The 23,061-nt window shown below is 66.8% G+C and carries 12 protein-coding genes; 5 read left to right on the forward strand and 7 right to left on the reverse strand.

The window, feature by feature from the left end:
• Nucleotides 1-276: 276 nt before the first annotated feature.
• The 4 genes from ccoP to ccoN are packed head-to-tail and all read right to left on the reverse strand — an operon-like array spanning nucleotide 277 to nucleotide 3,455.
• The gene (ccoP, locus tag JZZ72_RS12860; RefSeq protein ID WP_043862387.1) at nucleotides 277-1,212 is read right to left on the reverse strand and encodes a cytochrome-c oxidase, cbb3-type subunit III; all 936 of its coding nucleotides are present in this window, start codon (nucleotides 1,210-1,212) and stop codon (nucleotides 277-279) included.
• Entirely contained in the window at nucleotides 1,209-1,406 is a 198-nt protein-coding gene (locus JZZ72_RS12865) for a cbb3-type cytochrome oxidase subunit 3 (protein ID WP_043862388.1), read from the reverse strand. The genes ccoP and JZZ72_RS12865 overlap by 4 nt, the downstream gene beginning before the upstream one ends.
• A 5-nt stretch (nucleotides 1,407-1,411) precedes the next feature.
• The gene (gene ccoO / locus JZZ72_RS12870) at nucleotides 1,412-2,020 is read right to left on the reverse strand and encodes a cytochrome-c oxidase, cbb3-type subunit II (protein ID WP_043862389.1); all 609 of its coding nucleotides are present in this window, start codon (nucleotides 2,018-2,020) and stop codon (nucleotides 1,412-1,414) included.
• A gap of 10 nt (nucleotides 2,021-2,030) precedes the next feature.
• On the reverse strand, nucleotides 2,031-3,455 hold the full coding sequence (ccoN, locus tag JZZ72_RS12875; protein WP_043862390.1) for a cytochrome-c oxidase, cbb3-type subunit I: 1,425 nt from the start codon (nucleotides 3,453-3,455) through the stop codon (nucleotides 2,031-2,033).
• A 49-nt stretch (nucleotides 3,456-3,504) separates the two neighbouring features.
• Between ccoN and JZZ72_RS12880 the strand changes: the two genes are divergently transcribed.
• Complete coding sequence (locus tag JZZ72_RS12880; protein WP_043862391.1) at nucleotides 3,505-4,194, forward strand: alpha/beta fold hydrolase; 690 nt, start codon at nucleotides 3,505-3,507, stop codon at nucleotides 4,192-4,194.
• Between the two features lie 81 nt (nucleotides 4,195-4,275).
• Here the strand turns inward: JZZ72_RS12880 and ppnP are convergent, their stop codons facing one another.
• Nucleotides 4,276-4,560, reverse strand: coding sequence for a pyrimidine/purine nucleoside phosphorylase (gene ppnP, locus JZZ72_RS12885; RefSeq protein WP_088515639.1), 285 nt, complete (start codon nucleotides 4,558-4,560; stop codon nucleotides 4,276-4,278).
• A gap of 70 nt (nucleotides 4,561-4,630) precedes the next feature.
• Nucleotides 4,631-5,182 (reverse strand): exonuclease domain-containing protein, encoded by a 552-nt coding sequence (locus JZZ72_RS12890; protein ID WP_043862393.1) that lies wholly within the window; start codon nucleotides 5,180-5,182, stop codon nucleotides 4,631-4,633.
• 189 nt (nucleotides 5,183-5,371) lie between these two features.
• On the opposite strand from JZZ72_RS12890, the gene JZZ72_RS12895 reads away from it, so the two are divergent.
• Both JZZ72_RS12895 and JZZ72_RS12900 read left to right on the forward strand, forming a co-directional pair.
• Nucleotides 5,372-6,127, forward strand: a complete 756-nt coding sequence (locus JZZ72_RS12895; protein WP_043862419.1) for a substrate-binding periplasmic protein — start codon at nucleotides 5,372-5,374, stop codon at nucleotides 6,125-6,127.
• A gap of 65 nt (nucleotides 6,128-6,192) precedes the next feature.
• Nucleotides 6,193-7,206: a GNAT family N-acetyltransferase gene (locus JZZ72_RS12900; RefSeq protein WP_210014532.1), complete on the forward strand. Its 1,014-nt coding sequence runs from the start codon at nucleotides 6,193-6,195 to the stop codon at nucleotides 7,204-7,206.
• A gap of 145 nt (nucleotides 7,207-7,351) precedes the next feature.
• Here the strand turns inward: JZZ72_RS12900 and JZZ72_RS12905 are convergent, their stop codons facing one another.
• Nucleotides 7,352-7,891: an RNA polymerase factor sigma-70 gene (locus JZZ72_RS12905; RefSeq protein WP_043862395.1), complete on the reverse strand. Its 540-nt coding sequence runs from the start codon at nucleotides 7,889-7,891 to the stop codon at nucleotides 7,352-7,354.
• Nucleotides 7,892-8,220: 329 nt separating this feature from the next.
• Here JZZ72_RS12905 and JZZ72_RS12910 point away from each other — a divergent pair, with 329 nt between their 5' ends.
• Together JZZ72_RS12910 and JZZ72_RS12915 are read left to right on the forward strand one after the other, a co-directional pair.
• On the forward strand, nucleotides 8,221-21,171 hold the full coding sequence (locus JZZ72_RS12910) for a non-ribosomal peptide synthetase (protein WP_210014533.1): 12,951 nt from the start codon (nucleotides 8,221-8,223) through the stop codon (nucleotides 21,169-21,171).
• A 160-nt stretch (nucleotides 21,172-21,331) separates the two neighbouring features.
• Nucleotides 21,332-22,705: a sodium:proton antiporter gene (locus JZZ72_RS12915; RefSeq protein WP_229590412.1), complete on the forward strand. Its 1,374-nt coding sequence runs from the start codon at nucleotides 21,332-21,334 to the stop codon at nucleotides 22,703-22,705.
• Nucleotides 22,706-23,061 lie beyond the last annotated feature (356 nt).

Here is a 23,061-nt window from a genome sequence, read left to right on the forward strand (position 1 = left end):
GCCTTGGCACTATCGTCCTGCGTGGTCAGGGCAGGCAATTCGCACTTGGGCCGGGATCCATCAGCCTTTGGTGGTGGCTCGCGAACAGAAAGTGCGCCAAAAAGGTGCATTCAGGTGCAAGACTTCAAGCCACTGTGGCAACAAGCTTAGTCTCGATCAGGGGGGGTGCAAGGCGGGTGTGCGGCGGGGTGCGACACTTGGTCGCAAGGGGCGGTGGGAACCGCCGCACCGTTGTCGATGCGGCGGTTTGAGTCAAGGCTCAGTTACATCATCGTTTCACTTGGCAGTTACGTTCTCTGCCGGTTGCGACAGGCTGTAGACATAGGCCGCCAGCAGGTGGACCTTGTCGTTGCCCTGAATGTCCTGCTGCGCCGGCATCTGGCCCTGACGGCCGTAACGGATGGTCTGCTGCAGCTGGGCATAGCTCGAACCGTAGATGAATGCCTGCGGGTGGGTCAGGTCAGGTGCGCCCATCGCCGGGGTGCCTTTGCCTTCCGGTCCGTGGCAGGCCACGCAGTTGGTGGCGAACAGCTGCTTGCCGTTTTCCACGTCGGCCTTGGCGTCCTTGGGCAGGCTGCGGCCATCGAGGTTGGTCAGCACGAACCCGGCCACATCGGCCACGCCCTGCTCGCCGATCACTTCGGCCCAGGCCGGCATCACGCCGTGACGACCGCCCATGATCGAAGCCTTGATGGTTTCCGGGTCACCGCCCCAGCGCCAGTCATTGTCGGTGAGGTTGGGGAAGCCGTAGGCACCCTTGGCGTCCGAGCCGTGGCACACCGAGCAGTTGGAGGCGAACAGGCGACCGCCCATTTTCAGCGCCTGCGGGTCCTTGGCCACTTCTTCCACCGGCATGGCGGCGAACTTGGCGAAGATCGGCCCGAACTTGGCGTCGGCGCGGTCCATTTCCTTTTGCCACTCGTTGGCGCCGGTCCAGCCGTTCTCGTAGCCGGGCAGGATGCCTTTCCAGTTGCCCAGGCCCGGGTACAGGATCAGGTAGCCCACCGAGAACACCAGGGTGCCGACGAACAGCCAGAACCACCACTTGGGCAGCGGGTTGTCGTACTCCTCGATGCCGTCGAAGCTGTGGCCCATGGTCTGGTCGGTGGTGCCCTTGCTCTGGCCCTTGCGGGTGCTGAGCAGCAGCCAGGTCAGGCCGATCAGGCTACCGATGGTCAGTACGCAGATGTACGTACTCCAGAAGGTGGTCATTGCCCGTTACTCCTCGATTCGGATTCTTTGGCGGCAGGTACAAGGCGATCGTCGGCGAACGGCAGCAGGCTCGCTTCGGCGAACTCGCGGTCACGCCGGCCGCTGAACACCCACAGCGCCAGGCCGATGAAGGCGATGGCTACCAGCAGGGTGCCCAGGCCGCGCAACTGGCCGATATCCAGTGTGAAGTCCATGGCGCTTACCTCTTGTTCTTGATCGCGGTGCCGAGCACCTGCAGGTAGGCGACCAGCGCGTCCATCTCGGACTTGCCCTTGAGCGAGGCCACGGCGCCGGTGATATCGTCGTCGCTGTAGGGCACGCCCAGGGTGCGCATCACGCGCAGCTTGGTCTCGGTATGGCTGCTGTCGACCGGGTTGGCCACCAGCCACGGGTAGGCCGGCATCTTCGACTCGGGTACCACGTTGCGCGGGTTGTACAGGTGCGCACGGTGCCAGTCGTCGGAGTAGCGGCCGCCGACGCGGGCCAGGTCAGGGCCGGTACGCTTGGAGCCCCACAGGAACGGGTGGTCCCACACGCTTTCACCGGCTACCGAGTAGTGGCCGTAGCGTTCGGTTTCGGCGCGGAACGGACGGATCATCTGCGAGTGGCACTGTACGCAGCCTTCACGGATGTAGATGTCGCGGCCTTCCAGCTGCAGCGCGGTGTAGGGCTTCATGCCTTCGACCGGCTTGTTGGTGACGTCCTGGAAGAACAGCGGGACGATCTGGGTCAGGCCGCCGATGCTGACGGCAAACACCATCAACAGCACCAGCAGGAAGACGTTCTTCTCGATTACTTCGTGTTTCATCAGGTTCTCCTCAGGCCAGCTGCGCAGTGGCGTTGGCGGTCTCGCCCGCTGGGGCACGCACGGTGCGCCAGGTGTTCCAGGCCATCAGGAACATGCCGGTGAGGAAGATCGCACCGCCCACGAACCGCACGATGAAGCCAGGGTGGCTGGCCACCAGGGTTTCGACGAAGGAGTAGGTCAGGGTGCCGTCGGCGTTGACTGCACGCCACATCAGGCCCTGGGCGATGCCGTTGACCCACATCGAGGCGATGTACAGCACGGTGCCGATGGTCGCCAGCCAGAAGTGCGCGTTGATCAGGCCCAGGCTGTACATCTGCTCGCGGCCGAACACTTTCGGGATCATGTGGTACAGCGCGCCGATCGAGATCATCGCTACCCAGCCAAGGGCGCCGGCGTGTACGTGGCCGATGGTCCAGTCGGTGTAGTGCGACAGGGCGTTGACGGTCTTGATCGCCATCATCGGGCCTTCGAAGGTCGACATGCCGTAGAACGCCAGCGATACCACCAGAAAGCGCAGGATCGGGTCGCTGCGCAGCTTATGCCAGGCGCCCGAGAGGGTCATCATGCCGTTGATCATGCCGCCCCAGCTGGGCGCCAGCAGGATCAGCGACATCACCATGCCCAGCGACTGCGCCCAGTCGGGCAGGGCGGTGTAGTGCAGGTGGTGCGGGCCGGCCCAGATGTACAGGGTGATCAGGGCCCAGAAGTGCACGATCGACAGGCGATACGAGTACACCGGGCGCTCGGCCTGCTTGGGCACGAAGTAGTACATCATGCCCAGGAAGCCTGCGGTCAGGAAGAAGCCTACGGCGTTGTGGCCGTACCACCATTGCACCATCGCGTCGGTGGCGCCGCCGTACAGCGAGTACGACTTGGTCAGGCTGACCGGGATTTCCAGGTTGTTGACGATATGCAGGATCGCCACGGTGATGATGAACGCACCGAAGAACCAGTTGCCCACGTAGATGTGCTTGGTGGTGCGCTTCATCAGGGTGCCGAAGAACACCACGGCGTAGGCCACCCAGACGATGGTGATCAGGATGTCGATCGGCCATTCCAGTTCGGCGTATTCCTTGGAGCTGGTATAACCCAGCGGCAGGCTGACGGCCGCGAGCACGATCACCAGTTGCCAGCCCCAGAAGGTAAAGGCGGCAAGGCGTGGCGAGAACAGCACGGTCTGGCAGGTACGCTGTACCGAGTAGTAGGAGGCGGCGAACAGTGCACAGCCCCCGAAGGCGAAGATCACCGCGTTGGTGTGCAAGGGGCGCAGGCGCCCGAAGCTGGTCCACGGGAGGTCGAAGTTGAGTGAAGGCCAGACGAGCTGCGCGGCGAGAAAAACGCCGAGCCCCATCCCGACGATTCCCCACACCACCGTCATAATGGCGAATTGGCGGACCACCTGGTAGTTGTAGGCGGTACTGCTGGTTGTGTTCATGTATGGGTTCCCATCCACGGTTATAGGCAGGCTAAACAGCGAGGCAAGCATGAGTAATGGGCAAGTGGCCGGTATTGACGGGGATCAATGGGCGCAGTGGGTCGAACAACGCGGCTGGTTGTACGATGCCCCGCAAAATCAGGCAGATGCGTCGCCCCTGGGGTGCCTGATCCTGGCCCACGGCGCGGGCGCACCCATGGACAGCGCGTTCATGACCGACATGGCGCAGAGGCTTGCCGCGCAAGGGCTGGCGGTACTGCGCTTCGAGTTTCCCTACATGGCCCAGCGCCGGCTCGATGGTGGCAGAAGGCCGCCAAACCCCCAGGCCCGCCTGCTCGACTGCTGGCGCGAAGTGGTGGCCCAGGTGCGACCATTGGTCGCTGGGCCGCTGGTGATCGGCGGCAAGTCCATGGGCGGGCGCATGGCCAGCCTGGTGGCGGACGAACTGGGGGTGGATGCGCTGGTGTGCCTGGGGTACCCGTTCTATGCCGCGGGCAAGCCCGAGAAGCCGCGGGTGGCGCACCTGGCCGAACTGAAGACGCCAACCCTGATCGTGCAGGGCGAGCGTGATGCGCTGGGCAATCGCGAGACGGTGGAGGGGTATGCACTGTCGTCAGCCATCGAGCTGTGCTGGCTGGTGGCAGGGGATCATGACTTGAAGCCGCTGAAGGCCTCGGGGTTCAGCCATGCGCACCACCTGGGGGCGGCGGCGGACAGCATCGTGGCGTTTTTACGCTGATGGCCGCTTCGCCGGCAAGGCCGGCTCCTGCAACGACCGCAGTCCCCTGCAGGAGCCGGCCTTGCCGGCGAAGCCTTTGAATCAGTCGCGGTATTCGCACAGGTAGGCGGTATCGACCTTCACCTGCAGCTGGAACTTGCTGTCGGCCGGCACATTGAACTGGCTGCCGGCGGTAAAGGTTTCCCAGTTGTCGCTGCCCGGCAGCTTGACGATCAGGGCGCCGGACACCACGTGCATGATCTCGCGCTTGGCCGTACCGAACTCGTACTCGCCCGGGGCCATCACGCCGACAGTGGCCGGGCCTTCGGCGCCGGTGAAGGCGATCGACTTGACCGTGCCATCAAAGTACTCGTTGACCTTAAACATGGGCGACTCCTGAAAGGGGCAAAAAAGGGCTGGCCAGTATGCCCAAGCCTCCCGGTGGCGTCATCCGCTTTCAGGCGCCCTGGGCCGGCAGGCTCAGCGGCAGCAGGCGTGCGGTATTGCGCGCATCTTCCAGGGCGCGGTGCTGCTGCCCGACAAACTGCAGCCCGGCCAGGGCCAGCGCGCCCTTGAGCCCGGGCGGGCGTTTCAGGTGGCGGGCCTTGGCGAAGCGCTGCTTGAGGTTGAGGTGGCAGGTGTCGGCCAGCAGGCTGTGTACCTGGTGCACCTGCCATTCCTGCAGCAGCTGGCGGCGATCGTAGTCGCCCCAGCTGACCCAGCCCTGCAGGTGCGCCTGCTGATGCTGCAGCCAGTGCTCGAACCCGTCCCACACCTTGGCAAAGGAGGCGGCGGCGTCGATGTCCGCCTGGGCGATATGCGTCAGCTCACGGCAAAAGGGCGTCAGCAGCGGGCGCCGCCGGGGTTTGACGAAGCGCTGGAAGTGGTCCACCTCGCGGCCTTCGCGGTTGACCAGGCTGGCGCCGATCTCGATGATTTCCATGTCTTCGATCGGCCAGCCACCCTCGTCGGTGGTAGCTTCCAGGTCGATCACCAACCAGTGGCCCATGGCAGGCTCCTTGACAGATACTCGCCTGAGCGTAGCCAATCTGTGGCCTGTGCGGTATCCCGTGGCCATTTGCCTGATGGTTCTGCCAGTTGTGCAAGCGTAGGAAAACGCCTAGTTTAGGCGCGAACCCGTAAAGAGTGTGTTGCCTTGAGTTCAGCGTCACTGCCACAGGTCGTGCTCTCCCTGTCGATGCTCGCGGTGGCGTGGCTGACCACACCGGCGTGTGCCCAGGAGCAGATCAGGATCGGCGCAGCGCACTTTCCGCCGTACACCGTCAATCCCGAACGCGATACCGGCAGCGGCCTGCTGGCGCAGTTGATCCAGGCCTTGAACGCGCTTCAGGACACCTACCATTTCACGCTGGTGCCCACCTCCATACCGCGACGCTTTCGCGACTTCAACGAGGGTCGCATCGACATGGCGATCTTCGAAAACCCTGACTGGGGCTGGAAAGGCATCGACTTCGTCAAGGTCGATCTCGGCCTCGAAGATGCCGAAGTCTTCGTCACGCACAATATCGAAGGCCGCGGCCAGGGTTACTTCGACAGCCTGCAGGGCAAGCGCCTGGCGTTGTACAGCGGCTATCACTACGCCTTCGCCGGTTTCAATGCCGACGCCAGGTACCTGCAGCAAACATTCGGCGCCACCCTGACCTATTCCCACGACAGCAACCTGATGATGGTGCAGCGCGACCGCGCCGACGTGGCCTTGGTGACCCGTTCGTACCTGTACGACTTTCTGGCGCGCCACGAGGATTACCGAGGCCAGTTCCTGGCCTCCGAGCGTACCGACCAGACCTATCACCATTACGCACTGCTGCGTCCCCAGGCACCGATCAGTGGCGAGGCCTTTGCCCGTCTGTTGCAGCAACTGCACGAGAACGGTCAGTTGCAGGACATCTTCGGGCCTTACCAGATCGGTGTCAGCGCGGCCCATTCGCCCTAAATTCGCCCACGGTTTTCACGTCAACAGCAGTGAGATTGTCTCTTCCACTTCGTGAGCCCAAGACCATGCCTTCCGATACCGCAACCTGCGCGTTGTCCCTGCCGCGCTGGCGCAGCCTCAGCGCCGATGAAACCGACTGCCACCTGAGCCTGGTGCTCGAAGACACGCCATTGGTGCGCCTGCGTCTGGAGCGCGGTGACGACCTCAACGTGCACCTGCAATACACCTGCCCCGAGCGCCCACAGCAGGCGTTGTGGGCCGCGTGCTATTGGCTGTTTTCCCGCGATCCGGGGTGTCAGCGCCTGTGCTGGCATCTGGCGCAGGTGCCCGAGGCGGCACTGGCCAGCGGCCTGCTGGTGGCCGACGAACAGGCGGGGCGCTACCGCTGCGAACGCACGCTGTTCTGGCAGTTGCCGCAACCGTGGCTGGGCGAATCGCTGTCGGGCGTGTACCCGCAGCAGATGCAGATCAGTGCCGGCAAGCGTCATCCGCGCCGTGCGCCCAAGCCGCGGGGGGAAGTGTATAGGCGCTTCGATGCGCGGCTGGGGGCCTGGATCTCGTTGCGGACCCTGGAAATCGACCACGACCTGGAGCGCTTCAACCGTTGGCAGAACAACCCGCGGGTGCTGAGCTTCTGGCAGGAGGGCGGCAGCCTCGAACAGCACCGCGACTACCTGAGCAAGCTTGAGGCCGACCCGCACACACTGACCCTGATCGGCTGCTTCGACGACCAGCCGTTTGCCTACTTCGAAGCCTACTGGGCCAAGGAGGACCGGATTGCACCGTTCTATGCGGCCGACGACTACGACCGTGGCATTCACATGCTGGTAGGGGAGCAGGCGCACCGCGGGCCGCACAAGGTGGCCAGCTGGCTGTCGGCGCTGGTGCACTACCTGTTCCTGGACGACCCGCGCACCCAGCGCGTGGTGGCCGAGCCTCGGGCCGACAATGCCAAGATGATCGGGTACATGCATGACCAGTGCTTTCACTGCGAGAAGGAATTCGACTTCCCGCACAAGCGTGCGGCGCTGATGATCCTGGGACGCGAGCGCTTCTTCGAGCGCTGCAGGCTGGTATAGGCCGGCAACCGATCCTGTAGGCGCCGGCGTTGCCGGCGAACCAGCACAAGGCGCTCGTGCTGCCGGACACCCGGCATCTGGCCTGGAGGGAGGATCGCCGGCAACGCCGGCTCCTACAGGGCAGCAGCGGCGCCGGGTGGCCCCTTCAGGCCACCTCACCCCGCGCCAGCGACACCTTGCGGCAATGCACCAGCGCATCGCGAATCATGAAGTTCACCAGGGTCGGCGACACGCCCAGCTCCTTGGCGATGTCCTTCTGCGGCACGCCATGCAGGCGGTACATCTCGAACGCATAGCGGGTGCGCTGCGGCAGCTCGCTCAGCGCATCGGCAATGTGCTCAAGCGTCGCGAAATTGATGTGCGTGGCTTCGGGCGAGGCACCATGGATGACCACATTCAGACCTTCCTCTTCGCTGCCGGAATACTTCAGCTCCATCGCCTGCTTGCGGTAATGGTCGATGGCCAGGTTGCGCACGATCTGGAACAGGTAGCTCAACTGCGCCTTGAACGACGAGGTGATCTGCGGGGCTGCACTGAGCCGGAAGAAAGCGTCCTGCACGACATCCTCGGCGCGTGAGCGACACCCGGTGATCCGGGCGGCAATTTTCACCAGAATGCTGCGATTGTCGACGAACGCTTGGAGTAACGGTGAATCGCACTTACTTGTGGACAGTTGTTCCGCCATGGAAATTTCACCTTGTTCTCGAAGAGGGAAGCGAAGCACTCCGCGAGGAGATGCTTCCTACGACGTGCGACAAGCTATTCTTAATGATAATTATTGTCAAATGCGAAAAGTAATACTTCAAACTGTTTTTTGGTTCTAAGCACCACCCCGTGATCCGCTTCGAAAATCACCTGTCGCCGCGCCACAGTGGCGCCTAATTATTTCACCCGTTCATCCGTTCCCCTGTGTACATCCTCGGCCCCTGAAGGGCGTGTGCCGGTGCCCGAACACCCGGCTCCCTGCGCCCCGCGATGCCGATTTTCACGTACAGACACTGGCAGGAACTTTCCATGACGGACGCCTTCGAACTCCCGGTTACGCTGGTCCAGGCCCTCAACCAGCGTGCTGCGCTGACCCCTGAGCGGGTGGCCTTGCGCTTTCTCGCCGAAGACGCCCGCGACCAGGCCGTGCTCAGCTACCGTGACCTGCACCTGCGTGCATGCAGCATCGCCGCCGCATTGCAGACGCGTGCGGTGCCGGGCGACCGCGCGATTCTGCTGTTCCCCAGTGGCCCGGACTACGTCGCCGCGTTCTTCGGCTGCCTGTATGCCGGGGTGATCGCCGTGCCGGCCTATCCGCCGGAATCCTCGCGCACCCACCACCAGGCCCGCCTGCTGTCGATCATCGAGGACGCCCAGCCGCGCCTGCTGCTGACCGTCGACAACCTGCACAACAGCCTGCTGGCCCTGGATGCACTCAAGGGCGAGGATGCGCCGCAGCTGCTCAGCGTCGATCACCTCGACGCCGGCCTGGGCGAGCAGTGGCAGGCCCCGTCGCTCAAGCCGGACGACATCGCCTTTCTGCAGTACACCTCCGGCTCCACCGCGCTGCCCAAGGGCGTGCAGGTCAGCCACGGCAACCTGGTGGCCAACGAAGTGCTGATCCGCCACGGCTTCGGCATCGACGTGAACCCCGACGACGTGATCGTCAGCTGGCTGCCGCTGTACCACGACATGGGCCTGATCGGCGGCCTGCTGCAACCGATCTTCAGCGGCGTGCCCTGCGTGCTGATGGCCCCGGCCTACTTCCTGGCGCGGCCGCAGCGCTGGCTGCAGGCGATCAGCGATTACCGCGGCACCATCAGCGGCGGGCCGGACTTCGCCTACCGCCTGTGCAACGAGCGCGTCAGCAGTGCGGCGCTGGCCAGCCTCGACCTGAGCTGCTGGCGCGTGGCCTATTCGGGCTCCGAGCCGATCCGCCAGGACAGCCTCGACAGCTTTGCCGACAAATTCGCCGCGTGCGGTTTCGTGCCCTCGAGTTTCTTCGCCAGCTACGGCCTGGCCGAAGCCACCCTGTTCGTCAGTGGCAGCGTGCGCGGCGGCGGTATCCCCGCGCTGGCGCTGGACAGCGCGGCACTGGCGCACAACCGCGCCGAAGCAGGCGAGGGCAGCGTGCAGATGAGCTGCGGCTTCAGCCAGCCGCTGCACGCGGTGCAGGTCGTCGAACCGCACACCCTGGCTGTGCTGGGCGACAACCAGGTGGGCGAGATCTGGGCCGCCGGCCCGAGCATCGCCCACGGTTACTGGCGCAACCCCGAGGCCAGCGCAAAGACCTTCGTCGAGCACGGCGGGCGCACCTGGCTGCGCACCGGCGACCTGGGCTTCATGCGTGACGGCGAACTGTTCGTCACCGGGCGCCTGAAGGACATGCTCATCGTACGCGGGCACAACCTCTACCCGCAGGACCTGGAAAAGACCCTGGAGCGCGAGGTCGACGTGCTGCGCAAGGGCCGCGTGGCAGTGTTCGCCGTCGACGACCAGGGCGAGGAGGGTATCGGCATCGCGGTGGAGATCAGCCGCAACGTGCAGAAGGTCATCGAGCCGGCGAACCTGATCCGCACCCTGCGCCAGGTCATCGCCGATGCCTGCCAGCAGGCACCGGCGGTGGTGCTGCTGCTCAACCCCGGTGCGTTGCCCAAGACCTCCAGCGGCAAGTTGCAGCGTTCGGCCTGCCGCCTGCGCCTGCACGATGGCAGCCTGGACTGCTACGCCCGCTTCCCGGAGGCCCAGGCGCCTGCCGCACGCCACGCGGCGCCGAGCGGCGACGGGTTGCAGGCGCTGATCGCGCGGCTGTGGTGCGAGCAACTGAACGTGGCCGAGGTGGGCGACGACGATCACTTCTTCCTGCTCGGCGGCAACTCCATCGCCGCCACCCAGCTCACGGCGCGCCTGCGTGACGAACTGGGGCTGGAACTGAGCCTGAGCCTGCTGTTCGAAGCGCCGACCCTGGCAGGCTTCACTGCCCAGGTGGCCCGCCTGCACATCGACGGCGGGGTGGCCCAGGGCGCCATCGCGCAATTGCCCCGCGAACAGGCGCTGCCGCAATCGCTGGCTCAGGCCCGGCTGTGGCTGCTGTGGCAACTGGAGCCTGGCAGTGCGGCCTACAACATCCCGGGGGGCCTGCGCCTGCGCGGCGAACTGGACGAGGCTGCGCTGCGCAGCAGCTTCCAGGCGCTGGTGGCCCGCCATGAAGCGCTGCGCACGGTGTTTGCCGACCACCACGGGCAACCGGTGCAGCGCGTGCTGGCGAACCTGGCGTTGCAGGTGCAAAGCCTGGACCTGGGGCACGAAACCCCGGCCCGCGTTCAGCAGTTGCGCGAAGACGAGGCGCGCCAACCCTTCGACCTGGAGCGCGGGCCGCTGCTGCGGGTCACCCTGGTACGCCAGGACAACGAAACCCATCAGCTGTGGGTGACCCTGCACCACATCATCGCCGACGGTTGGTCGATGAACATTCTGCTGGACGAATTCGCGCGCCTGTATGCCGCCGCCTGCCAGGGCCAGCAGGCGCGACTGAATACGTTGCCGGTGCATTACGCCGACTATGCCAGCTGGCAGCGCCAGTGGCTGGCCCAGGGGGAAAGTACCCGCCAGCTCGCCTACTGGAAGGCCTTGCTCGGCGATGCGCAGCCAGTGCTCGACCTGCCCACCGATCACCCGCGCTCGGTGCAGCAGCGCAACAGCGCCACGCGCCTGAGCCTGCGTCTTGAGCCGGCGCTGGGCACTGCACTGCGCCAGGTGGCCCAGGCCCACGATGCCAGCCTGTTCATGCTGTTGCTGGCGGCCTGGCAAACCCTGCTGCACCGCTACAGCGGCCAGCGCGACATCCGCGTCGGCGTGCCCAATGCCAACCGCCCGCGCCTGGAAACCCAGGGCCTGGTCGGCTTCTTCATCAACCCCCAGGTGCTGCGTGCCGAGCTTGACCCGCGCCAGCCCTTCAGTGCCTTGCTGGCCCAGGTGCGCCAGCGCACCCTTGAAGCCCAGGCCAACCAGGACCTGCCGTTCGAGCAGTTGGTCGAAGCCTTCCCCGAGGCCCGCGAGCAGGGCCTGTTCCAGGTCATGTTCAACCACCAGCAGCGCGACCTCGGCGCCTTGCGCCGCCTGCCGGGGCTGTTGGCCGACGAACTGGCGTGGCACAGCCGCGAGGCCAAGTTCGACCTGCAACTGCACAGCGAAGAAGACCACCAGGGCCGCATCAGCCTTTCCTTCGACTATGCCGACGAGCTGTTCGACGCTGCCAGCATCGAGCGCCTGGCCGCGCAACTGGTCAGCCTGCTGCAGCAGGTGAGCAGCGCGCCGCAGCTGCCGCTGGCCGAGCTGAACCTGCTCGACGCCCCGGGCCGCGCCCAACTGCTCGACTGGGGCCAGGCCCCGGCAGCGGCCCCCGGCCAGTGGCTGGTGGAGCAACTCAACGAACAGGCGCGCAGCACCCCGCAGCGCACCGCGCTGGTATGGGCCGGCGGCAGCCTGGACTACGCGAGCCTGCACACCCAGGCCAACCGCCTGGCCCATTACCTGCGCGACAAGGGCGTGGGCCCGGACGTGTGCGTGGCGATTGCCGCCGAGCGTTCGCCGCAGCTGCTGGTGGGCCTGCTGGCGATTCTCAAGGCCGGTGGTGCCTACGTGCCGCTGGACGTCGACTACCCGGCCGAGCGCCTGGCCTACATGCTCGCCGACTGCGGCGCAAGCCTGCTGCTCAGCCACAGCGAGGTGCTCGAACGCCTGCCCCAGGTCGAGGGCGTGAGTACCATCGCCATGGACACCCTGCACCTGGACAACTGGCCCAGCCAGGCGCCGGGCCTGCACCTGCACGGTGACAACCTGGCCTACGTGATCTACACCTCCGGCTCCACCGGCCAGCCCAAGGGCGTGGGCAACACCCATGCGGCCCTGGCCGAGCGCCTGCACTGGATGCAGGCCACCTATGCGCTGGACGAACACGACGTGCTGCTGCAAAAAGCCCCGATCAGCTTCGACGTGTCGGTGTGGGAATGCTTCTGGCCGCTGGCCCAGGGCTGCACGCTGGTGCTGGCCGGCCCCGGCGAGCACCGCGACCCGCAGCGCATCGCCGAACTGGTGCAGCAGCATGGCGTGACCACGCTGCACTTCGTGCCGCCGCTGTTGCAGGTGTTCGTGCAGGAGCCCCTGGCGGCCGCCTGTACCAGCCTGCGCCGGGTGTTCTCCGGCGGCGAGGCGTTGCCGGCGGCGCTGCGCGACCGTGTGCTGCAGGTACTGCCGCACGTGGCACTGCACAACCGCTATGGCCCGACCGAAACCGCGATCAACGTCACCCACTGGCACTGCCGCCGTGAAGACGGCCTGCGCTCGCCCATCGGCCGGCCCCTGGCCAACGTGCAGTGCCAGGTGCTCGATGAGGAGCTGGCGCTTTCGCCTGTGGGGGTGCCCGGTGAGCTGTGCCTGGGCGGTGCGGGCCTGGCCCGTGGCTACCTGGGCCGGCCGGGCCTCACCGCCGAACGCTTCGTGCCCGGCGCCGACGGCCAGCGCCTGTACCGCAGCGGCGACCGTGCGCGCTGGCTGGCCGACCTGGGGGCACTGGAATACCTGGGCCGCATCGACCAGCAGGTCAAACTGCGCGGTTTTCGTGTAGAGCCCGAAGAGGTGCAGGCCTGCCTGCTGGCCCAGCCGGGCGTGGAGCAGGCCGTGGTGCTGGTACGCGACACGGCGGCCGGCCCGCAACTGGTCGGCTACTACACCCACGCGCACGACTGCGGCGAAGCATTGCTGAGCGCACTGGCGGCGCAATTGCCGCCCTACATGGTGCCCGCGCAACTGGTGCACCTGGCGCAGATGCCGCTGGGCCCCAGCGGCAAGCTCGACCGCAAGGCGCTGCCCGAGCCGAGCTGGCAGCAGCGCGTGCATGTTGCCCCGGTCACACCGCTGCAACAGCAGATCGCCGCCATCTGGTGCGATGTGCTGGGCCTGGCGCGGGTCGGCCTGGACGATGACTTCTTCGCCCTCGGCGGGCACTCGCTGCTGGCCACCCAGATCATCGCCCGCACGCGCCAGGCCTGCGACGTCGAACTCCCGCTGCGCACCCTGTTCGAAGCCAGCGCGCTGGGCGCCTTCGCCGCACGCATCGAGGTCCTGCAACTGGCCGGGCAGCACAACCTGCAAGGCGAAATAACGCGCATCGACCGCAGCCAGCCGGTGCCGCTGTCGTACTCGCAGCAGCGCATGTGGTTCCTCTGGCAGATGGAGCCGGACAGCCCGGCCTACAACGTCGGCGGCATGGCACGCCTGCGCGGGGTGCTGGACGTCAGCCGCTTCGAACAGGCCCTGCAGGCGCTGATCGTGCGCCACGAGACCTTGCGCACCACCTTCCCGAGCATCGATGGCGTACCGTACCAGGCCGTTTCGCCCGACACCGGGCTGGTGATGAACTGGCTGGATTTTTCGGCCCACGACCAGGTGCAGCGCCAGCAGCGCCTGCAGGCCCTGGCCGACGAGCAGGCGCACCAGCCGTTCGACCTGGAGACCGGGCCGCTGCTGCGTGCCTGCCTGGTCAAGGCCGGCGAGCAGGAGCACTACTTCGTGCTCACCCTGCACCACATCGTCATCGAAGGCTGGGCCATGGACATCTTTGCCCGCGAGCTGGGCGAGCTGTACGAAGCGTTTCTCGACGACCGCGATTCGCCGCTCGAACCGCTGCCGGTGCAGTACCTGGACTACAGCGTGTGGCAGCGCCAGTGGCTGGAGGCCGGCGAGCGCCAGCGCCAGCTGGACTACTGGCGCGCACAGCTGGGCGATGAACACCCGGTGCTGGAATTGCCCGCCGATCGTCCGCGCCCGGCGGTGCAGAGCCACCGCGGCGAGCTGTACCGCTTCGACCTGAGCGATGAGCTGGCCGCCAGGGTGCGCGCCTTCAATGCCGAGCATGGCCTGACCCTGTTCATGACCATGACCGCCACCCTGGCGCTGCTGCTGTACCGCTACAGCGGGCAGACCGACCTGCGCATCGGCGCACCGGTGGCCAACCGCATCCGCCCGGAAAGCGAGGGGTTGATCGGCGCCTTCCTCAACACCCAGGTGCTGCGTTGCCAGCTGGACGGGCAGATGCGCGTGGCCGACCTGATCGAGCAGGTGCGCCAGACCGTGATCGACGGCCAGTCGCACCAGGACCTGCCGTTCGACCACCTGGTCGAAGCCTTGCAGCCACCGCGCAGCGCCGCCTACAACCCGCTGTTCCAGGTGATGTGCAACGTGCAGCGCTGGGAATTCCAGCAGAGCCGCCAACTGGCCGGCATGCAGGTGGAGTACCTGGTCAACGACGCCCGGGCGACCAAGTTCGACCTCAACCTGGAAGTCACCGACCTCGACCGTCGCCTGGGCTGCTGCCTGACCTACAGTTGCGACCTGTTCGACGCGCCGCGCATCGCGCGCATGGCGGCGCACTGGCAGCGGTTGCTCGACGCCTTGCTGGCCGACCCGCAGCAACGCCTGTGCGAACTGCCGCTGCTGGGCCAGGGCGAGCGCCAGGCCCTGTTCGACAACCTGGCCGGCGACCCCGCAGCGCCGGGCCTGAACCGCACCGTGCATGACCTGTTCAGTGCACAGGCCCAGCGCACCCCGGATGCACTGGCACTGACCTTTGCCGGCGAACACCTGAGCTACGCCCAGCTCGATGCCCGGGCCAACCGCCTGGCGCGGGTGCTGCGCGAACGTGGCGTGGGCCCGCAGGTGCGGGTGGGCCTGGCGCTGGAGCGTTCGGCGCAGCTGGTGATCGGCCTGCTGGCGATCCTCAAGGCCGGCGGCGCCTACGTGCCGCTGGACCCGGAATACCCCCTCGAACGCCTGCAGTACATGATCCAGGACAGCGGCATCGGCCTGCTGCTGGGCCAGCGCGCGCTGTTCGACAGGCTGGGCGAGCTGCCGCCCGGCGTGGCCCGCTGGTGCCTGGACGACGACGCGGCGGCGCTGCACGGCTACAGCGCCGAGGCCTTGCCGTCACTCAGCCTGCCGGGTCACCAGGCCTACCTGATCTACACCTCCGGCTCCACCGGCAAGCCCAAGGGCGTGGTGGTCAGCCATGGCGAGATCGCCATGCACTGCCTGGCGGTGATCGAGGCGTTCGGCATGCGCAGCGACGACTGCGAGCTGCACTTCTATTCGATCAACTTCGACGCGGCCACCGAGCGCCTGCTGGTGCCATTGCTCAGCGGCGCACGGGTGGTGCTGCGCGCCCAGGGGCAGTGGGGCGCCGAGGAAATCTGCACGCTGATCCGCCAGCAGCAGGTCAGCGTGCTGGGCTTCACGCCGAGCTACGGCAGCCAGCTGGCGCAATGGCTGGCCAGCCGCGACGAACAGCTGCCGGTGCGCCTGTGCATCACCGGCGGCGAAGCACTGACCGGCGAGCACCTGCAACGCATTCGCGAGGCGTTCAAGCCGGCGCAGTTCTTCAATGCCTACGGTCCCACCGAAACCGTGGTGATGCCGCTGGCCTGCCTGGCACCGCCGGCCCTTGAAGCGGGCGTCGGCAGCGTACCGATCGGCCGGGTGATCGGCGCCCGCGTGGCGTACATCCTCGATGCCGACCTGGCGCTGCTGCCGCAGGGCGCCATCGGCGAGCTGTACATCGGTGGCGCAGGCCTGGCCCAGGGCTACCATGATCGACCTGGGCTGAGCGCCGAACGCTTCGTCGCCGACCCGTTCAGCCAGCGGGGCGGGCGCCTGTACCGCACCGGCGACCTGGTGCGCCAGCGCGCCGACGGGCTGGTGGAGTACATGGGGCGTATCGACCATCAGGTGAAGATCCGCGGCTTCCGTATCGAACTGGGTGAGATCGAAAGCCGCCTGCTGGAACATGCCGACGTGCGCGAGGCCGTGGTGCTGGCGCTGGACATGCCCGGCGGCAAGCAACTGGCTGCCTACCTGGTGTGCGAGCAGGCACAGGCCGGCGCCGAACAGCAGGCGGCGCTGCGCGACAGCCTCAAGGCGCAACTGCGGGTGAACCTGCCCGACTACATGGTGCCCGCCCACCTGGTGCTGCTGGATCAGATGCCGCTGACCGGCAACGGCAAGCTCGACCGCCACGCACTGCCGCTGCCGGACAGGGAGCAGGGCCGCGAGCACTACGAGGCGCCACGCAGCGAGGTGGAGCAGCAACTGGCCGCGATCTGGCGCGATGTGCTCAACGTCGAGCGCGTGGGCCTGCAGGACAACTTCTTCGAACTGGGCGGCGACTCGATCCTGTCGATCCAGGTGGTCAGCCGCGCCCGCCAGCTGGGCCTGCACTTCAGCGCCCGCGAGCTGTTCCAGCAGCAGACCGTGCAGACCCTGGCCACGGTGGTCAGCCGCAGCCAGGCCACGTTGATCGAACAGGGCCCGCTCAGCGGCGCCGCAGCGCTCACGCCGATCCAGCACTGGTTCTTCGACAGCGACGTGGTGCAACCGCAGCACTGGAACCAGGCCGTGCTGCTGGCGCCTGCCGAACGCCTGGCCGGCGAAGCGCTGGAACAGGCTCTGCAGGCGCTGGTGGCGCATCACGATGCACTGCGCCTGCGCTTTTGCGAGGGCCGCGCCAGCTACGCCCCGGCCGATACGCGCGCACTGCTGTGGCAGGCTTCGGTGGCCGATCTGCAGGATTGCCAGGCCCTGTACAGCGATGTGCAGCGCAGCCTCGACCTCGCCGACGGCCCGCTGCTGCGTGCGCTGCTGGTGGAGGACGGGCAGGGCGCCCAGCGCCTGCTGCTGGCGATCCATCACCTGGTGGTGGATGGCGTGTCGTGGCGCGTGCTGCTCGAAGACCTGCAGGCGCTGTACCGTGGCCAGCCGCTGGCAGCCAAGACCAGCGCGATGAGCCACTGGGCCGCACGCCTGGCCACCTATGCCGGCAGCGACTCGCTGCGTGACGAGCAGCACTGGTGGCAGGCGCAGCTCAGTGCCGCCACCCGCGAGCTGCCGTGCGACCACCCCCAGGGTGCCAATCTGCACCGCCAGGCGCACACCGTCAGCGTGCAACTGAGCCAGGGGCAGACGCGCCAGTTGCTGCAGCAGGCCCCCGCGGCCTACCGCACCCAGGTCAACGACCTGTTGCTGACCGCGCTGGCCCGGGTGCTGTGCCGCTGGAGCGGCGATACCTCGGTGCTGGTGCAGCTCGAAGGGCATGGCCGCGAGACCCTGTTCGACGAGATCGACCTGAGCCGCAGCGTCGGCTGGTTCACCAGCGCCTACCCGCTGCGCCTGAGCCCGCTGAACATCGAGGAGGCCGCCGGGCAGGCGGCCTCGATCAAGGCGATCAAGGAGCAACTGCGCAGCGTGCCGCACAAGGGCCTGGGGTATGGGGTACTGCGCTACCTGGCCGATGACGCCACCCGCGAAGCCATGGCCGCGCTGCCCCAGGCGCGCATCACCTTCAACTACCTGGGCCAGTTCGACCAGCAGTTCGGCAGTGCGGCGCTGTATCAGCCGGTGGACGAACCCGCGGGCCTGGCCCACGACCTCGACGCACCGCTGCCCAACTGGCTGAGCGTCGACGGCCAGGTGTACGGCGGCCAGTTGCAGCTGCGCTGGACCTTCAGCCGCGAGCGCTTCGACACCCAGACCATCGAAGAGCTGGCCCGCGCCTACCTCGGCGAGCTGGCGAGCCTGATCGTCCATTGCCTGGATGACGCCAACGGCAGCTTCACGCCGTCGGACTTCCCGCTGGCGCGCCTGACCCAGGCACAGATCGACAGCCTGCCGGTGCCCGCCGCGCAGATCGAGGACGTGTACCCGCTGACCCCGATGCAGGAGGGCATGCTGCTGCACACCCTGCTCGAACCGGGCACCGGCATCTACTACATGCAGGACCGCTACCGCATCAACAGCGAGATCGACCCGCAGCGCTTCGCCCAGGCCTGGCAGGCGGTGGTGGCGCGGCACGAAGCCCTGCGCGCCTCGTTCTGCTGGAATGCCGGCGAAGGCATGCTGCAGATCATTCACAAGCCCGGCACCACGCCCATCGACTATCAGGACTGGAGCGCCGACCCGCAGGCCGATCACGAAGCACGCCTGCAGGCCCTGCACAAGCAGGAGCGCGAGGCCGGTTTCGAGCTGTTGCAGCAGGCGCCGTTCCACCTGCGCCTGATCCGCGTGGGCCAGGCGCAGTACTGGTTCATGATGAGCAACCACCACATCCTCATCGATGCCTGGTGCCGCTCGCTGCTGATGAACGACTTCTTCGAGCTCTACCTGGCCCTGGGCGAGGGCCGTGAGGCGCAGCTGGCGACGCCGCCGCGCTACCGCGACTACATCGGCTGGCTGCAGCACCAGAGCCTGGACGAGGCGCGCCAGTGGTGGCGGCAGAACCTGCAGGGCTTCGAGCGCACCACCTACCTTCCAAGCGACCGCCCGCTGCTGCGCGAGCACGCGGGCGATCACGGCGGCATGCAGGTGGGCGACTGCTACACGCGCCTGGCGGTGGAGGACGGGGTACGCCTGCGCGAGCTGGCCCAGGCCCATCAGCTGACCGTCAACACCTTCGCCCAGGCGGCCTGGGCGCTGGTGCTCAGCCGCTTCAGCGGCGAGCGTGACGTGGTGTTCGGCGTGACCGTGGCCGGGCGCCCGGTCAGCCTGCCGCAGATGCAGCACACCGTGGGCCTGTTCATCAACAGCATCGCACTGCGTGTCACCCTGCCGGCCCCCGGCCAGCGGTGTTCGGTGCGCCAGTGGCTGCAGGGCCTGCTGGAACGCAACATGGAGGTGCGCGAGTACGAGTACCTGCCGCTGGTCAACATCCAGGAATGCAGCGAACTGCCCAAGGGCCAGCCGCTGTTCGACAGCCTGTTCGTGTTCGAGAACGCCCCGGTCGAAGTGGCGGTGCTGGACCGCGCCCAGAGCCTGAATGCAACCTCCGACTCGGGCCGCACCCACACCAACTTCCCGCTCACGGCGGTGTGCTACCCCGGCGACGACCTGGGCCTGCACCTGTCGTTCGACCAGCGCTACTTCGACCGCGCCACCGTCGAACGCCTGCTGGGAGAATTCAAGCGCCTGCTGCTGGCGCTGATGGAGGGCTTGCACGGCGATGTGGCGCAGCTGGCACTGCTGGGCGAGCAGGAACAGCGCTTCCTGCTGCAGGACTGCAACCGCAGCGAGCATGCCTATCCGCTGCAGCAGAGCTACGCGGCGTTGTTCGAGGCGAGGGTGGCGGCGCATCCCGATCGGGTGGTCGCACGCTGCCTCGAACAGCAGTGCAGCTACGCCGAGCTGAACTGCCAGGCCAACCGCCTCGGGCATGCCCTGGTGGCGGCCGGGGTGCAGGTCGACCAGCCGGTGGCACTGCTGGCCGAGCGCGGGCTGGCGCTGCTGGGCATGATCGTCGGCAGCTTCAAGGCCGGCGCCGGCTACCTGCCGCTGGACCCGGGCCTGCCCGGCGCGCGTCTGCAACGCATCGTCGAGCTCAGCCGCACCCCGGTGATCGTCTGCACCCGGGCCTGCCTGGCCCAGGCACAGGCCCTGCTCGACGAACTGGGGTGTGCAGGGCGGCCGCGCCTGCTGGTGTGGGAGGACATTCAGGCCGGCGACGGCAGCGAAGCCAACCCGGGCATCTACAGCGCGCCGGAGAACCTCGCCTACGTGATCTACACCTCCGGCTCCACCGGCCTGCCCAAGGGCGTGATGGTCGAGCAGCGCGGCATGCTCAACAACCAGCTGAGCAAGGTGCCGTACCTGCAACTGGGCGAGGCGGACGTGATCGCGCAGACCGCCTCGCAGAGCTTCGATATCTCGGTGTGGCAGTTCCTTGCCGCGCCGCTGTTCGGCGCGCAGGTGGCGATCGTGCCCAATGCCATCGCGCACGATCCGCAAGGGCTGCTGGAGCATGTGCAGGCCGCCGGCATCACGGTGCTCGAAAGCGTGCCGTCGCTGATCCAGGGCATGCTGGCCAACGAGCGCCAGCACCTGAGCGGCCTGCGCTGGATGCTGCCCACCGGCGAGGCGATGCCGCCGGAGCTGGCCTGGCAGTGGCTGGAGCGCTACCCGCAGATCGGCCTGGTGAATGCCTACGGCCCGGCCGAGTGCTCCGATGACGTGGCGTTCTTCCGCGTCGATGCGGCCTCCACCCAGGGCAGCTACCTGCCGATCGGCACGCCGACCGACAACAACCGCCTGTACCTGTTCGGTGAAGATCACGAGCTGGTGCCGCTGGGCGCGGTGGGCGAGCTGTGCGTGGCCGGCACCGGGGTAGGGCGCGGCTACGTGGGCGACCCGCTGCGCACGGCCCAGGCGTTCATCCCGCACCCGTTCGGCGCCCCGGGCGAGCGCCTGTACCGCACCGGCGACCTGGCACGCCGGCGTGCCGACGGGGTGCTGGAGTACGTGGGGCGCATCGATCACCAGGTGAAGATTCGCGGCTACCGCATCGAACTGGGCGAAATCGAGGCACGCCTGCATGAACAGGTCCAGGTGCGTGACGCGGCGGTGGGCGTGCAGGAGGGTGCAAACGGCAAGCACCTGGTCGGCTACCTGGTGGCGGCCGACAGCCGTGCCGACACGGCGCCATTGCTGGAACAGGTTCGCCAGCGCCTGCGCGCCGAACTGCCGGAGTACATGGTGCCGCTGCACTGGGCGTGGCTGGCCGAGTTGCCGCGCAACGCCAACGGCAAGCTCGACCGCAAGGCGCTGCCGGCCATCGAGTTCGGCCAGCAGCACAGCCAGGCCTACCTGGCGCCGCGCAGCGAACTGGAGCAGCAACTGGCTGACATCTGGGCCGATGTGCTCAAGGTCGAGCGGGTGGGGGTGCGCGACAACTTCTTCGAGTTGGGCGGGCATTCGCTGCTGGCCACCCAGATTGCTTCGCGGGTGCAGAAGGTGCTGCAACTGAACGTGCCGCTGCGGGCCATGTTCGAATGCAGCAGCGTGGAGGAACTGGCGATCTATGTGGAGGGCCTCGAGGCCACCGTGCTGAGCGACGACAAGGTCGACCGGCTGAGTGACCTGATGGCTTCGCTGGAGGCGTTGTAGGCAGCCGAGCGGGGCATTTTGGTTTAGCATCCATGCTTCGCTCATGCGCGCCAGCCTTCGGGCTGGCGCGCTGCTGTTCATCTGCACACGGTCGGTATCGATGCGCCTTTTCCCTGCTTTGTTTCGTGGTTGTTCCTGTCTGTCGCTGCTGGCGGCCCTCTTGTTGCTGTGCCTGCCGGGCATCGCCAGCGCCGCCGAGGTCGATGGCGCGCGCATGGGCCTGCTGTGGGGCGTGCCGTTTGCCGGCATCCTGCTGAGCATCGCCTTGCTGCCCATCGTGGCCGCACCGCTGTGGCATCACCATTTCGGCAAGATCACCCTGGGCTGGACGCTGCTGTTCGCGCTGCCGTTCTGCTTTGCCTTCGGCTGGCACGCCAGCCTGGGGCTGGGCGTGCACGTACTGCTGGCCGAGTACCTGCCGTTCATCATCCTGCTGTTTGCGCTGTTCACCATTTCGGGCGGGATCGTGGTGGAGGGCAACCTGCATGGCTCGCCGTGGCTCAACACGCGGTTGCTGGCGCTGGGGGCGGTGCTGGCCTCGGTGATGGGCACCACGGGGGCGGCGATGCTGCTGATCCGCCCGCTGCTGCGTGCCAACGACAACCGCAAGCACACCGCGCACGTGGTGGTGTTCTTCATCTTTCTGGTGGCCAACGTCGGCGGCGGCCTGACCCCGTTGGGCGACCCGCCGTTGTTCCTGGGTTTTCTCAAGGGTGTGAGCTTTGCCTGGACCCTGCAGCACATGGCCTTGCCGGTGGTGCTGCTGGCGGTGCCGTTGCTGGGCGTGTTCTACCTGATCGACCGCTACTACTATCGCCGCGAAAACGAGATGCTGGCCGAAGACCCGACGCCGGATGCGCCGTTGCGCCTGCTGGGCAAGCGCAACTTCCTGCTGTTGGCGGGCGTGGTGCTGGCGGTGTTGATGTCGGGCCTCTGGAAGCCGGGGATTGGCGTCGAGCTGATGGGCACTCGGGTCGAGGTGCAGAACCTGTTGCGTGACGGCCTGCTGGTGGTACTGGCCTTGCTGTCGTTGTGGTTCACCCCGCGCGGCCTGCGGGTTGCCAACGAGTTCGACTGGGGGCCGATCGTCGAGGTGGCCAAGTTGTTTGCGGGCATCTTTCTCACCATTGCCCCGGTGATTGCGATATTGCGGGCCGGCAGTGACGGCCAGTTGGCGTGGTTGGTGGCGAGCGTGAGTGGTGCGCAGGGCGAGCCGATCGACAGCATGTACTTCTGGTTGAGCGGGACCTTGTCGAGCTTCCTGGACAATGCGCCGACCTATTTGTTGTTCTTCAACATGGCGGCTGGGGATGCGCAGGTGTTGATGGAGCGCATGCCGCAGACCTTGCTGGCGATCTCCATGGGTTCGGTGTTCATGGGGGCGATGACCTACATTGGCAACGCGCCGAACTTCATGGTCAAGGCGATAGCCGAGCAGCGCGGGGTGAAGATGCCGAGCTTCTTCGGGTACATGGCGTGGTCGTGTGCGGTGCTGTTGCCGTTGCTGGTGGTGTTGACGCTGGTGATGCTGTAGCGCCACCCCAACCCCCAAAGGCCATGGTGCGTTGCAACCGTTGTAGGAGCCGGCCTTGCCGGCGAAGTGCCGCGCGGGCGGCGCTCGATCCTGAGGGCGCTGCAAGGGTGTCGACTGGCCCATGATGGCCCCACTGCGATCTTCGGCCGAACAAACAAGGCTGACAACACCGATCCCACAGGCCATGGCACGTTGCAGCAAATGTAGGAGCCGGCCTTGCCGGCGAAGCGCCGCGCGGGCGGCGCTCGATCCTGAGGGCGCTGCAAGGGTGTCGACTGGCCCATGATGGCCCCACTGCGATCTTCGGCCGAACAAACAAGGCTGACAACACCGATCCCACAGGCCATGGCACGTTG

The organism is Pseudomonas palmensis, assembly GCF_017848315.1.
Lineage (GTDB): Bacteria > Pseudomonadota > Gammaproteobacteria > Pseudomonadales > Pseudomonadaceae > Aquipseudomonas > Aquipseudomonas palmensis.